This is a genomic window from Streptomyces venezuelae (assembly GCF_008642275.1).
Taxonomy (GTDB): domain Bacteria; phylum Actinomycetota; class Actinomycetes; order Streptomycetales; family Streptomycetaceae; genus Streptomyces; species Streptomyces venezuelae_E.
This window is the reverse complement of sequence record NZ_CP029189.1, coordinates 4,889,737-4,902,620: the sequence shown is the minus strand read 5'-3', so window position 1 is coordinate 4,902,620 and position 12,884 is coordinate 4,889,737. Positions and strand designations below refer to the sequence as shown.

Annotated in this window: 9 protein-coding genes; 3 read left to right on the top strand and 6 right to left on the bottom strand. The window is 73.9% G+C overall.

Features of this window, described 5'->3' with window-relative positions:
* Positions 1–220: 220 nt before the first annotated feature.
* Positions 221–583, bottom strand: coding sequence for an MGMT family protein (locus tag DEJ51_RS21970; RefSeq protein ID WP_411757337.1), 363 nt, complete (start codon positions 581–583; stop codon positions 221–223).
* Positions 584–750: 167 nt separating this feature from the next.
* Between DEJ51_RS21970 and DEJ51_RS21965 the strand changes: the two genes are divergently transcribed.
* The 3 genes from DEJ51_RS21965 to DEJ51_RS21955 all read left to right on the top strand — a co-directional run bounded on the left by DEJ51_RS21965 (position 751) and on the right by DEJ51_RS21955 (position 6,741).
* Complete coding sequence (locus tag DEJ51_RS21965; RefSeq protein ID WP_223835925.1) at positions 751–3,573, top strand: YbhN family protein; 2,823 nt, start codon at positions 751–753, stop codon at positions 3,571–3,573.
* Between the two features lie 221 nt (positions 3,574–3,794).
* On the top strand, positions 3,795–5,054 hold the full coding sequence (locus DEJ51_RS21960) for an SUKH-4 family immunity protein (RefSeq protein WP_150259114.1): 1,260 nt from the start codon (positions 3,795–3,797) through the stop codon (positions 5,052–5,054).
* 91 nt (positions 5,055–5,145) lie between these two features.
* The gene (locus DEJ51_RS21955) at positions 5,146–6,741 is read left to right on the top strand and encodes an alpha/beta hydrolase (RefSeq protein WP_150259113.1); all 1,596 of its coding nucleotides are present in this window, start codon (positions 5,146–5,148) and stop codon (positions 6,739–6,741) included.
* Positions 6,742–6,885: 144 nt separating this feature from the next.
* Here DEJ51_RS21955 and moeZ read toward each other — a convergent pair whose 3' ends face one another.
* The 5 genes from moeZ to DEJ51_RS21930 all read right to left on the bottom strand — a co-directional run bounded on the left by moeZ (position 6,886) and on the right by DEJ51_RS21930 (position 12,787).
* Positions 6,886–8,064, bottom strand: a complete 1,179-nt coding sequence (moeZ, locus tag DEJ51_RS21950; protein ID WP_150259112.1) for an adenylyltransferase/sulfurtransferase MoeZ — start codon at positions 8,062–8,064, stop codon at positions 6,886–6,888.
* 85 nt (positions 8,065–8,149) lie between these two features.
* On the bottom strand, positions 8,150–8,905 hold the full coding sequence (locus DEJ51_RS21945) for a spherulation-specific family 4 protein (protein WP_150259111.1): 756 nt from the start codon (positions 8,903–8,905) through the stop codon (positions 8,150–8,152).
* Complete coding sequence (locus tag DEJ51_RS21940) at positions 8,893–9,900, bottom strand: NAD-dependent epimerase/dehydratase (RefSeq protein WP_150259110.1); 1,008 nt, start codon at positions 9,898–9,900, stop codon at positions 8,893–8,895. Before DEJ51_RS21940 ends, DEJ51_RS21945 begins: the two co-directional genes overlap by 13 nt.
* Entirely contained in the window at positions 9,897–11,039 is a 1,143-nt protein-coding gene (locus DEJ51_RS21935; RefSeq protein ID WP_150259109.1) for a hypothetical protein, read from the bottom strand. Before DEJ51_RS21935 ends, DEJ51_RS21940 begins: the two co-directional genes overlap by 4 nt.
* A gap of 128 nt (positions 11,040–11,167) precedes the next feature.
* Entirely contained in the window at positions 11,168–12,787 is a 1,620-nt protein-coding gene (locus tag DEJ51_RS21930; protein ID WP_150259108.1) for a DUF3492 domain-containing protein, read from the bottom strand.
* Positions 12,788–12,884: the final 97 nt, after the last annotated feature.

The window sequence follows — 12,884 nt, the reverse complement described above, 5'->3', positions numbered from 1 at the left end:
CGGTGCGGTCGGAGGAAGAGGTGATCACGTGGGGTGCCGGTCCTGGTGGGTCTGCGGGGTGTGGCGGTGCTGCCGTGACGGCTCGCGCGGATGCCGCCGCGGAAGCCGAAGAGGCAACGCTACGGCAACCGGCCGACGCCGCGCAGTCCCCCCGGGTACCCCGGACGGGCGTTCGGGCCGTCGCCCGATCGCCCGTCCGGGCCCCGCATGGCCGAAGCTGTCAGGTGTGAGCCTCGTCGCGCGTGCCGTCCTGTCCGCCGTCCTGTCCGGGGGACCCGTCCCAGCGCGCCCGGCGCATGTCCAGCCGCGGCTCGCCGCCCGCCGTCAGGCGCAGCGGGGTGCCCTCCGTCCGGTAGTGCTCCAGGGCGCGCACCTCGTGGCCGGGCAGCGGCAGGCCGTCCGCCCGCACCACGCGCCACCAGGGCACGGCTCCCCCGTACAGGGCCATGACACGCCCGACCTGGCGCGGTCCTCCCTCGCCGAGCCACTCGGCGACGTCCCCGTACGTCATCACCCGGCCGGGCGGAATACGCTCGGCCACCTCCAGTACGTGCTCCGCGTAGGCGGGCAGCTCCTCACTCATTCGGCACATGGTGCAGTACGTCGGCCGCGCTGCGGCGGAAGTCTCGCTTCCGTACCGGCGCGCACCCTGATGCCCCGCCGGCCCGTCGGTCCGTGCCACCATCTTCCGGGCGGTGACTGGTGATACGTGATCAAGAAGAGACGGATGTGACGACGAAGGAGCAGGGTGTGAGCCCTCCGGACGGCGCGGCGACCGACGACGGCGCACGCCCTGACGACGGCCGCGCCGCCCGCCCCGAACCCGTCCCCGAGCCCCGTCCGGAGCCCCCGCGGCCCGACGGCCGCAACGGCGGGGCCGGGGCGAGGGCCAGGGCCAAGGCCCAGCCCGCCGCGGAAGCGAAGGCCACCGAAGCCGGGGCGGCCGGGGCCGGGTCCGCCGAAGCCGGGGGCCCGCACGGCCACGCCACCACGGACGCCGACCGGGTCGAGGTCGACGAACCGCTGCTCGCCGCCCGCGTGCACCGGCCGTCCGACCTCGTACGCCTGCTCGTCGGCATCCTCGGTATCGCCGTGCTCCTCGCCGTCGCCGCCTTCGCCCACGGCACCACCGTGGGTCTGGAGGAGGACATCAGCAAGGGCACCGGCCAGGCCCCCGCCCTGCTGATCAAGGTCGCCGCGCTGGTGTCGAGCATCGCGGTGCTGCTGCTGCCCGTCGCCTTCGCCATCGAGCGGCTGATCAAACGCGACGGGCTGCGCATCGCCGACGGTGTGCTCGCGGCCGTCCTCGCGCACGGCGTCACCCTCGCCACCGACCTGTGGGTCTCGCAGGCCGCCCCCGAAACCATCCAGGACGCTCTCACCCGCCCCGCGGCCGGCGGGACCCTCACCGACCCGGTGCACGGCTACCTCGCGCCCGTCATCGCGTACATGACCGCCGTCGGCATGACCCGCAGACCCCACTGGCGCGTCGCGCTGTGGGTGGTCCTGCTGCTCAACGCCTTCGCCATGCTGGTCAACGGGTACACCACCCCCTTCTCGATCATCCTCACCGTGCTGATCGGCTGGAGCGTCGCCTACGGCACCCTGTACGCCGTCGGCTCGCCCAACGTGCGCCCCACCGGACAGCACCTGCTCGCCGGACTGCGCCGGGTCGGCTTCCAGCCGGTCAGCGCGATGCGCGCCGAGATGCCCGAGGGCCCCGAGCCCTCCGAGGCCAACGACCGGGGCCGGCGTTACCACGTGACCCTGGAGGACGGGCCTCCGCTCGACGTCACGATCGTCGACCGCGAGCAGCAGGCCCACGGCTTCTTCTACCGGGTCTGGCGCCGGCTCACCCTGCGCGGCATCACCACCGGGCGCAGCCTGCAGTCGCTGCGCCAGGCGCTGGAGCAGGAGGCGCTCCTCGCGTACGCGGCCATCGCGGCCGGTGCGAACGCGCCGAAGCTGATCGCCACCTCCGAGCTCGGTCCGGACGCGGTGATGCTCGTGTACGAGCACCTGGACGTCCGGCCCCTCGACGCGCTCGCCGACGAGGAGATCACCGACGAGCTGATCCACCACACGTGGGAGCAGGTACGGGCCCTGCAGTCGCGGCGGATCGCACACCGCCGGCTCACCGGGGACGCCCTCGTGGTGGATCGTTCCGGCAATGTCATCCTCACCGACCTGCGCGGCGGTGAGATCGCCGCGGGCGATCTGGTCCTGCGCATGGACATCGCCCAGCTGCTGACCACGATCGGCCTGCGGGTCGGCGCGGAGCGCGCGGTGGCCTCGGCCGTGTCGGTGCTCGGCCCGGACGCGGTGGCGGACTGTCTGCCGCTGCTCCAGCCGATCGCGCTGAGCCGTTCCACCCGGGCGACGCTGCGCAAGCTGGCCCGGGAGCGTGCGGAGCGGCAGAGGGAGGCCGTGCTGGAGTCCTCGCGGGCGGCGAAGGCGGCGCGCGAGGCGGAGTCCGCGGCCTCCGCGACCCCGGTGTCCGCCTCGGCGGCCGCCGACCGCAAGGCCGAGAAGAAGGCCCTGGAGGACGCGCTGGACGGAGCCCGCGAGGAGGATCTGCTGACCCAGATCCGCCACCAGGTACTGCTGATCCGCCCGCAGGCGCCGGTGGAGCCGGCCCGGCTGGAACGGATCCGGCCGCGGACACTGGTCTCGTTCATCGCGGGCGCCTTCGGTCTGTACTTCCTGCTCACGCAGCTCGCCCACGTGGACTTCGCGACGATCATCGCCGACGCGGAGTGGGGCTGGGTCGGGGCGGCGCTCGCCTTCTCGGCACTGACGTACTTCGCGGCGGCGATGAGCCTGCTGGGCTTCGTGCCGGAGCGGGTGTCGTTCCTGCGGACCGTGATCGCGCAGGTGGCCGGGTCGTTCGTGAAGCTGGTGGCCCCGGCGGCCGTCGGCGGTGTCGCGCTGAACACCCGGTTCCTGCAGCGGGCGGGTGTCCGGCCCGGGCTGGCCGTCGCGAGCGTGGGCGCCTCCCAGCTGTTCGGACTGGCCAGCCACATCGTGCTGCTGCTGTCCTTCGGCTATCTGACCGGGACCGAGAAGACCCCGGAGATGACCCCGTCCCGGGCGGTCATCGCGGGTCTGCTGACGGTGGCCGTACTGGTGCTGGTGGTGACGGCCGTCCCGTTCCTGCGGAAGTTCGTCGTGACCCGGGTACGGGCGCTGTTCGCGGGCGTGGTGCCGCGCATGCTCGACGTGCTCCAGCGGCCGAAGAAGCTGCTGACCGGCATCGGCGGGATGCTGCTGCTGACGGGCTGCTTCGTGATGTGCCTGGACGCGTCGATCCGGGCGTTCGGCGGCGGCGAGGCCATCAGCTACGCGAGCATCGCCGTGGTGTTCCTGGCGGGCAACGCGCTGGGCTCGGCGGCCCCGACGCCGGGCGGTATGGGTGCGGTGGAGACCACCTTGACCCTCGGTCTGATCGCGGCGGGGCTGGAGAAGGAGGTCGCCTTCTCGGCGGTGCTGCTGTTCCGCCTGATGACCTTCTGGCTGCCGGTGCTGCCGGGATGGATCTCCTTCAACTTCCTGACCCGCAAGGAAGCCATCTAGCCTCCGGCTCCGGTCGGCGGATTCGGCACCGGCTCCGGCTCCGGCCGGCGGATTCGGCTCCGGCTCCGGCTCCGGCTCCGGCTCCGGCTCCGGCCGGCGGATTCGGCACCGGGGCGCTCCCGTACCCGCTACGGCGCTTCGCGCCCGCGCCTCAAACGCCGGCGCGGCTGGGAGAGCCGCCCGGCGGGGGCGATGTCCGAGATGGGTGGCAGCATGCGTCCATGAGTGAAGACCTGGACAGCCGTTGCCCGTTCGACGATCCGGCCGCGGTGCTGCGTGCGGACCGGGCGGCTCTGCGAGGTGGGTCCGCCGGTGAAGGGGGCGTCGGGCGGGAGGTGTTCACGCAGGCCGAGGCCGTCTTCGGGCGGGCCGGGGTGGGGCGCGCGGAGTTCGCCTCCTGGCTGCACTTCGCCGCGACCGTGCTCGGGCACCACGACTACGCCGCCCGCGTCGCCGAGGCCGAACCGGGACTGCCCTGGCGGACGGTGTGGGCCTGGTGGCGGCCGGTCGGCGCCTACGTGGCGGAACCGAACCTCAGCGGCGACCACACCGCCGAGGTGTACGACCTCGACGGGGGCGCGGCCTTGAAGGTGTGGGCCCTGTGGTGCGAGGACACCTGGTTCGACCTGGACACGGGCCGCCGGCTGCCCGCACCGGCCGACGGGGAGGCCGTGAGACGGGACGGGGACGACCCCGACGGCGCCCGGCTGTTCGACCCGGACGAGGATGGCCGGCTGCTGCACTGCCCCGGCACCTGGGAGGAGCCGGTCCCGCTCGGCGGCGGCCGGTACCTGTACGTGGAGGACCGCGGGGTCGTGGTGGTGGAGGAGAACGCCGCCGCGCTCGCCGGCTGGCCCCGGGGCGGCGCCGACACCGGCTCCTGGGAATCCGCCGAGGACGCCCCGTGGTTCCGCCCGGGCACGCGCGGCTCCGGTCCGCTCACCGCGGCCGGGCTCGCCCGGACCTTCGGCGAGGCACGGGTCACCCGCGTCCCCGGCGAAGAGCTCCCGGACGCGCTGGAGCACCGGGCCACCCGGGAGTTCCTGAGCGAGGTCGGACTGCCGCGCCACTGGGCCGCGGGCGTCAGCTCGTTCGAGGCCGCCCCGGAGTTGCTGCGGCCGCTGACCTCGACGGCCCCGGAGGCGGGCGACGAGGACCTCCTGCACCTGGGGACCTTCGACTTCGGGTACACGGACCCGGGCCTGGTGGGCGTCCACCGCGTCACCGGGGAGGTGCGCATGTACCAGGAGTCCGTCATCCCGCTGGCCCGGGACGTGGCGGCCTTCACCGGGCTCCTGGAGAGCGTGCGCCGGTACATGGGCGCCTGCTGGTCCCCGTACCCGGCCGAGGACGGCATCGGGGCCTTCCACGAGGCGGTGCGGGCCCTGGACCCCGGGGCGCAGGCCGACGGCTCCCCCTCCGCCGAGACCTGGGAGCACCTGTTCGCCGCGATCACGGAGCTGAGCGTGTACGGCTACTGACCGGAGCCCGGGCCGACGGGACCGGGCGGGCACGCCCCCCGTTCGGGTCAGCGCACGGGCGGGGTCGCCGCGGGGCGCACAGGATGGGGACATGCCGACACACGCCTGGCGGGTCACCGCCGCCGCCACGCTCGCCGCCGGGCTGCTCGCCACGGCCGCCTGTTCCGGGGACGGCGACGGGAAGAAGACGACGGCCGACGGCACCCCGGAGGTCAAACCGCTGAAGTGGGGCGACTGCGAGGCCCCGACCGCCGCCCAGGGCGGTGGTCAGGCCCCGCCCAAGGACTGGCAGTGCGCCACCCTCGACGTCCCGCTCGACTACGCGAAACCCGAGGGCGAGACGATCCCGATCGCCCTGATCCGGGCCAAGGCGCGGGACCAGAAGAACCGGCTGGGCTCGCTGGTCTTCAACTTCGGCGGCCCCGGCGGCTCCGGGATCAGCACGCTGCCGGGCGCCGCGAAGGAGTACGAGGCCCTGCGCGCCCGGTACGACCTGGTGAGCTTCGACCCGCGCGGGGTGGGCGGCAGCGACCCCGTCCTGTGCCAGGACGACAAGCAGCTGGACCAGTACTTCGCCGAGGACTCCTCCCCTGAGACCCCGGAGCAGGAGAAGGCCTTCGTCGAGAACATCCGCAAGTACCAGGAGGCCTGCAAGAAGAACTCCGCCGCACTGCTCCCCCACGTCGGCACCGAGAACGCCGCCCGCGACCTGGACCGCATCCGCCAGGCCCTCGGCGACGAGAAGCTGAACTACTTCGGCATCTCCTACGGCACGGAGCTCGGCGGGGTCTACGCCCACCTCTTCCCGAAGAACGTCGGCCGGGCCGTCTTCGACGCCGTCGTGGACCCGACCAAGACGGCCGAACAGAGCGCCCTGGGCCAGGCCAAGGGCTTCCAGCTCGCGCTCGGCAACTTCGCCCAGGACTGCGTGGACCGCGGTGACGAGTGCCGGCTCCAGGGCAGCACGCCCCAGGAGATCGAGGCCGGCATCATCAAGCTGCAGAAGGCGCTGGCCGCCAAGCCCATCCCGGGCATCGGGGAGCGGATGCTGACCGAGAACCAGGCGACCAACGGCATCGCCCAGGCCCTGTACTCGAAGGAGCTGTGGCCGCTGCTGGAACAGGGCCTCGACGAGGCGGAGGGCGGCCAGGGCCAGCTGCTGATGGCCCTGTCCGACGCCCTCAACGGCCGTGACCAGCAAGGGCGTTACAGCAACATCGGCGCGGCCAACACCGCCGTCAACTGCGTGGACGACAAGGAGCGCTACACCCTGGAGCAGACGAAGGCCAAGCTCGCGGAGTTCCGTGCCGCGTCGCCGGTCTTCGGGGACCTCCTCGGCTGGGCCATGCTGTCCTGCACCGGCTGGCCGGTCCCGGGCACCTGGGAGACCCCCGACGTCTCGGCGCCGGGCTCCGACCCGATCCTGGTGATCGGCAACACCGGCGACCCGGCCACCCCGTACGAGGGCGCCCGCAAGATGGTGGAGCGGCTCGGCCCGGGCGTGGGCGTGGAGCTCACCTACAAGGGCGAGGGGCACGGCGCGTACAACAGCGGCGACCCGTGCGTGCAGAAGGCGGTCGACACCTACCTGCTGGACGGCAGGGCCCCGGCGTCGGGCACCGTCTGCACCGCGGCCGCGGACCCGACGGCGCCGACCGGGGTGCCGGAGCAGCCGACGCCCGCCTGATCCGGTCCGCGGCCCGGGGTCCGGGTCCTGGCCCGGGTCCGAAGTCGCGCACGCCGAAGGGGCCGCACCTCGCGATCGAGGTGCGGCCCCTTCGGGTCACAGCGGGTGGGCCCGGCGTCCGGCGTCCGGCGTCCGGCGTCCGGTCTAGTAGACCGGCTTCTCGGGCTCGATCTGGTGGACCCAGCCGATGACGCCGCCGCCGACGTGCACCGCGTCCGCGAAGCCCGCGGACTTCAGGACCGCGAGGACTTCCGCACTGCGGACACCCGTCTTGCAGTGCAGGACGATGCGCTTGTCCTGCGGCAGGTCCTGGAGGGCGGTACCCATCAGGAACTCGCCCTTGGGGATCAGCTTCGCGCCCGGGATCGAGACGATCTCGTACTCGTTGACCTCGCGGACGTCGATGATCTCGATGGGCTCGTCGGTGTCGATCCACTCCTTGAGCTGCTTGGGAGTGATCGTCGAACCGGCGGCCGCCTCCTGGGCCTCCTCCGACACGACGCCGCAGAAGGCCTCGTAGTCGATGAGCTCGGTGACGGTCGCGTTCGGACCGCAGACCGCGCAGTCGGGGTCCTTGCGGACCTTGACCTGGCGGTACTGCATCTCCAGGGCGTCGTAGATCATCAGGCGGCCGACCAGCGGCTCGCCGACACCCGTGAGGACCTTGATCGCCTCGGTGACCTGGATGGACCCGATGGACGCGCAGAGCACGCCCAGCACGCCGCCCTCGGCGCAGCTCGGGACCATGCCCGGCGGCGGGGGCTCCGGGTAGAGGCAGCGGTAGCAGGGGCCGTGCTCGGACCAGAAGACCGAGGCCTGGCCGTCGAAGCGGTAGATCGAGCCCCACACGTACGGCTTGTTCAGCAGCACGCAGGCGTCGTTCACCAGGTAGCGCGTGGCGAAGTTGTCCGTGCCGTCGACGATGAGGTCGTACTGGCTGAAGATCTCCATCACGTTCTCGGCTTCGAGCCGCTCTTCGTGAAGGACCACGTTCACGTACGGGTTGATGCCCAGCACGCTGTCGCGGGCCGACTCGGCCTTGGAGCGGCCGATGTCCGCCTGGCTGTGGATGATCTGGCGCTGCAGGTTCGACTCGTCGACCTCGTCGAACTCCACGATGCCCAGCGTGCCCACACCGGCCGCGGCGAGGTACATGAGGGCGGGCGAGCCGAGACCGCCGGCACCCACGGCCAGCACCTTGGCGTTCTTCAGGCGCTTCTGGCCGTCCATCCCGACGTCCGGGATGATCAGGTGCCGCGAATACCGACGGACCTCGTCAACGGTGAGCTCAGCTGCTGGCTCGACCAGCGGTGGCAGCGACACGGGCACTCCGGAGGTGGGAGCATCCCCGCAGGTGCAGGGAGCGAACTGAATGGTTGTTCTCTCCGTAACACTGCCACGGCCGTCTTCATTCCAAGACACCTGTCCCGATCCGTGAGACGATTTCGTCCCAGTACGCGGGCATGGAGGCCCAGGGGTCACTGCCGCGCGTCCCGAGCCGGTCGGTGAACCAGATCGTGCCCGCCCCCTGCCAGCGGGCGATCCGCATCGCCTCCTCCAGGTGTGCGCGCGGCACCCCGTGGACGAGGTGGCAGAACCGCTCCGCCGGATGGTCCGCGGTCCATTCGGCCACCTGCGACCAGCGGTAGTCGGACCAGGCTCCGGAGAAGGTGACCAGCTGGTCGGCGGCCTCCGCGTAGCCCTCGTACGGATGCGTGCCGTGCCCGAGCACGATCCGCAGGTCCTCTCCGAGACCTCGCAGGGAGTCCACGACCCGGCTCACCGAGGCCAGTTCGGCCTTGTCGGCCGGGGTTCCGGCCAGGTAGAAGCCGCCGACCCCGTACCAGTCGCGGAAGCGGTGGGCGTCGGAGACCAGCTCACCGAAGGACCGTGATCCGTCTCGCATCGCGAGATGGCCGAGGATCATGCCGCCCGCCCGGCGCAGCCTCGCGGCCGCTTCCGTGCAGTGCGGGTCGGGCCGGCCGCCCGGGCCGTCCGCGACGTTCAGCACGGCCCAGTGCAAGGGGGTGCCGGGCCGGGTCAGCTCGGCCCACTCGACGGGGGCGAGCAGCGGGTGCGCGTAGCCGGGGATGCCGAGACCGAGGCGGCCGGCCTCGGTCGCGGCGGCGGTCATGGCCCCGGGCGGCGTCGTCAGATGCGGCACGCCGCCTCCATCCAGATGTCCGCGAGGGATTCCTCCAGGTTGATCCGGGGCCGCCAGCCGAGCCGGTCCCGGGCCGTACGGACATCCGCCTGCTGCCAGGCTCCGCAGCCGTCCGGGTAGGGGTACGGCTGCGGGGCCGTGGCGGCCATCTGCTCGGCGGTGGCCTCGGAACGCGGGGATCCGATGCCGGCCAGTCCGGCCGGGCGGCCGGGGTGCCCGTGCGCCTGCTGGGGTCCGTGCGGGACGTCCAGCTCGTGCAGGGCGCCCCCGTACCCGGCGACCCGGGCCAGGACCGCGGCCGCGTCGCGCAGCCGGACCGCGCGGCCGGTGCCGATGTTGACCACACCCTGGGCGGCGGACAGCGAGGCGGCGTGCACGGCCCGGGCCACGTCCCGTACGTCCACGAAGTCGCGCTGCACGCCGAGCCCGCTGAGCTTCAGCTCGCCGTCGCCCGCCTGCATCGCGCGCCGCATGGCCTCGGCGAGCCGGCCCAGCGGGGAGCCGGCGGGGGTGCCGGGACCGACGGGCGAGAAGATCCGCAGGACGACGGCGTCCAGCCCGGAGCCCAGGACCAGCTCGGTGGCGGCCAGTTTGCTCACGCCGTACGGTCCGCCCGGTCTCGGCACGGCGTCCTCGGCCGTGGACGATCCGGGCTGGCTGGGCCCGTACTCGGCGGCGCAGCCGAGCTGCACGAGCCGGGCCCCGCAGCCGCTGCGGCGCAGGGACTCGCAGATCGTGGCGACGGCGACGGTGTTGTGCCGGGTGAGTTCCCGGGCCCCGCCCCGGGTGGCTCCGGCGCAGTTGATGACGACGCCCGGGTGGACGGCGTCGAGGAAGCGGGTCAGCGCTCCGGGGCTGCCGGTCGCGAGGTCGAAGCGGACGTCGGCGTCGTCGCCGCGGCCGAGCGCGGTGAGCTGGACGGCGGGGTCGGCGAGCAGCCGGTCGGCGACGTAGCGGCCGAGGTATCCGTTGGCTCCGATCAGCAGCACCCTCATCGCGTGACCCCTTGGTTGGTTGGCTGGCCGGTCATGTCTGTTTCTCCTTGCGGACGGATGGACGGGTGGGTGGGGCGGGGTACGGGCAAAGCGCCTCGGCGTCGGCTCCGAAGGTCTGGGGACGTCCGGCGGACGTCAGGGCCGCGCATGCGCGGAGGCGCGGGCCAGGGCGAGTACGGCGTGCACGAGGAGTCCGGCCGCGGCGCGGCGGCGAGGGCCGCCTCCGGGACGGGGACCAGGGCGAGGGCGAGGGCCGCGCCGACGGGTACGCGGTGCGCTCCGTGCCGCAGCAGGAGCCGGGTCAGGAAGAGCAGCAGCGCGAGGGGCACGGCCACCGGGAGCGGCGTCCCGGCGAGCACGGCGGCCGCGGCGGCGGCCCCGGTGAACAGGGCGACGGCCGCCAGCAGCAGCGGACGTGCCCGGTCCGCGAAGTCCTCCAGGCCCCGGCTGGCGTCGAGCCGGGCCCGCGCCCCGGCGGCGAAGGCGACGGCGGCCAGGTGCCCGGGTACGACGGCCAGCGCGAGGCCGACGGCGAGGGCGGTGCCGTGCCGGTAGACGGCCCAGCCGGCGACGGCCGCGGCCAGTACGTGCGCCACGTAGGGGAACCGGCCCCCGGCGGGCCGCCCGGGCAGGACGAGGGCGGCGGCGACGGCGGCCACGGCGGCGGCCCCGGCCCACGCCTGCCCGGCGGCGGCCGCGGCGCAGGCGAGGGCGGCGGGCAGCAGGGCGTAGCCGAAGCCGCGGAACGCGGCGGGGCCGGCCGGGCCCAGGGTGGGCGCGGCGGCGGTGACCTCCTCGTGGGGGCTGCGCGCGTACAGCTCCTCGGCGAGCGAGAAGACGTCCCGGTGCCGGAACCGCGCGGCGGTGCGGTCGGTGATGCCGTGGGCCTCCAGCCCGGCGGCGATCTCCAGGGGGTCCACCGCGCGCTCGCACAGCTCCCGGTGCCGGTGCAGCAGGGCCTTGACGGGATCCCCGCCGCCCCGCCGCCGGACCGGCCGCGCACCCGTCCCGGCCCCGCCGATGGCGATCCCGCTCCCGCGCTGTGCGGCTTCGGCCTCGCCGGCGTTCGAGGCGCGGGGGTCCGTTGGCAGCGCCCCTGGTAACGGCGCCGCGCCGGACCGTACACGGGACGTCGGCATCACGTCTGCGGCACCGCTGCCGGGGCTCCGCCCCGGACCCCGCGTCTCAAAGGCCGGCGAGGCTGAGAACGGGGCGGAGAATGCCGCCGTCGGGTCTGAAGAAGCCGGGAGTCGGGGGTCGGCGGTGGTCATACGGCGGCCTCCGAGGACGGCTCCGGGGCGGGAGCCCAGGTCGGGCTGGTCCAGTGGCCCGGCACCCTGGCCTCCGGGGGCCGGGCGAAGGGGATCTCGCCGCCGGGCCGTACGGAGCCCTTGGCCAGCAGCCGCAGGTAGATCTCCTCGAAGGCGGCCACGTTCTGCTCGACGGTGAACAGCTCCAGGGCCCGCGCCCGGGCGGCGGCGCCGAGCCGCTGCGCGCGCTCGGGGTCCTGCAGCAGGGACAGGCAGGCCTCGGCGAGCGCGCGGGGGTTGCGCGGCGGGACGACGAGCCCGGTGCCCCCGATGACCTCGCAGACCGCGCCCACGTCGGTGGAGACGGTGGCGCGCCCGCAGAGCATCGCCTCGGCGAGGGTGACGGGGAAGCCCTCGATCACGGAGGACAGGACGACGACGCGCCCGGAGCCGTACGCGTCGGCGGTGGTGGGGGCGTCGGGTCCGCCGATCTCCTCGAAGGTGACCGGGTTCTCCCCGGCCGTGACCGAGTCGGCGGCCTCGTCGGGGAAGAGCTGGGCGGCCAGGGAGCGGCAGTCGGCGAGGTAGCCGGGAGCCTCGGCCGTGGCAAAGATCCGCAGCCGGGTGCCGGGCTCGGCCCGGCGGACTTCGGCGAAGGCGTGCAGCAGGGCGATGAGGTCCTTGGCGGGCTCTATCCGGCCGACCCACACCAGCGTGTCGGGGTCCCCGCGGTCGGGGGCCTCGCCGACGGTGGTGAATCGGTCCGCCTCCATGCCGGGGTAGACGGTCCTCAGCCGTTCCCGGGAGGCCCCGCACCGCTCCTGCCAGCGCCGGGCGTGCGCGTTCCCGGGGGTCAGGAAGTCGGCCCGGGCGTAGATCTCGGTGGCCAGCCGCAGCTGGAAGGCCGTGAGCAGGGCCCGTACGGCGGGGCGGGTCTCCCGCTCGCCGCGGGTGTCGAGCTGGGACAGGTAGTGGGCCCGGAGCTGGACCCCGTACTCGGTGACCAGCAGCGGGACCCCGAAGAAGCGTTTGGCCAGGAGTCCGGGGAGTGCGGCCACGCCGCCCGCGGCCGCGTGACAGATGTCGGTCCCGCCGAGACCGCCGCCGCCCCGGGTGTCCTCCCCGTACCAGTCGAGGGACAACGGCCGGAGCATGACCTCCAGTTCGTCCACGAACTCCAGCAGGTCGGCCACCTGCGCGGTCTGTACGGTTCGTGCGGCGCCCGGCGCCCGGCAGGCGGACTCCAGGGCCCGCACCGCGGACTCGGAGCGCAGGGCCGCGTACATCCCGCCCTGTTCCCGGGCGAGTCCGGCGAGCCCGTACAGCCCGGCCGCGAAGGGCTCCGGCTCGCCGGCGCAGATCCCGCGGACCAGCTCCTTGAAGCAGTCGGCGAACCGGCGGCGTTCCCGTCGGGAGTAGGTCCGTCCGTCGTCGGCGGGGGCCCACAGGGGGGCCGTCCGGACCCGGGTGACGTGCTCGGGCAGCGGCACCCGGGCGCGTTCCTGCTCGGCGCTGCGGCTCAGTGCGTAGATCTCGAACTCGTGCTGCGGGAGACCGCGCACGAGCCGGTCGCACCACAGCCTGGCCTCTCCCGTCGCATACGGATAACCACCTTCCGTGAGCAGTCCGATCCGCACGAGTGGCACCCCCGATCTCCCGTTCAGGCGGTCGCCGTTCGGTCAGGCGACCCGCCGCGGGAGAACTCAAGCGGATACGCCGGTGGCGCGACGGACG

Coding starts and splice junctions, on each gene's coding strand:
- DEJ51_RS21970 (WP_411757337.1), bottom strand. CDS start 583: ATGAGTGAGGAGCTGCCCGCCTACGCGGAGCACGTACTGGAGGTGGCC.
- DEJ51_RS21960 (WP_150259114.1), top strand. CDS start 3,795: ATGAGTGAAGACCTGGACAGCCGTTGCCCGTTCGACGATCCGGCCGCG.
- DEJ51_RS21955 (WP_150259113.1), top strand. CDS start 5,146: ATGCCGACACACGCCTGGCGGGTCACCGCCGCCGCCACGCTCGCCGCC.
- DEJ51_RS21940 (WP_150259110.1), bottom strand. CDS start 9,900: ATGAGGGTGCTGCTGATCGGAGCCAACGGATACCTCGGCCGCTACGTC.
- DEJ51_RS21935 (WP_150259109.1), bottom strand. CDS start 11,039: ATGCCGACGTCCCGTGTACGGTCCGGCGCGGCGCCGTTACCAGGGGCG.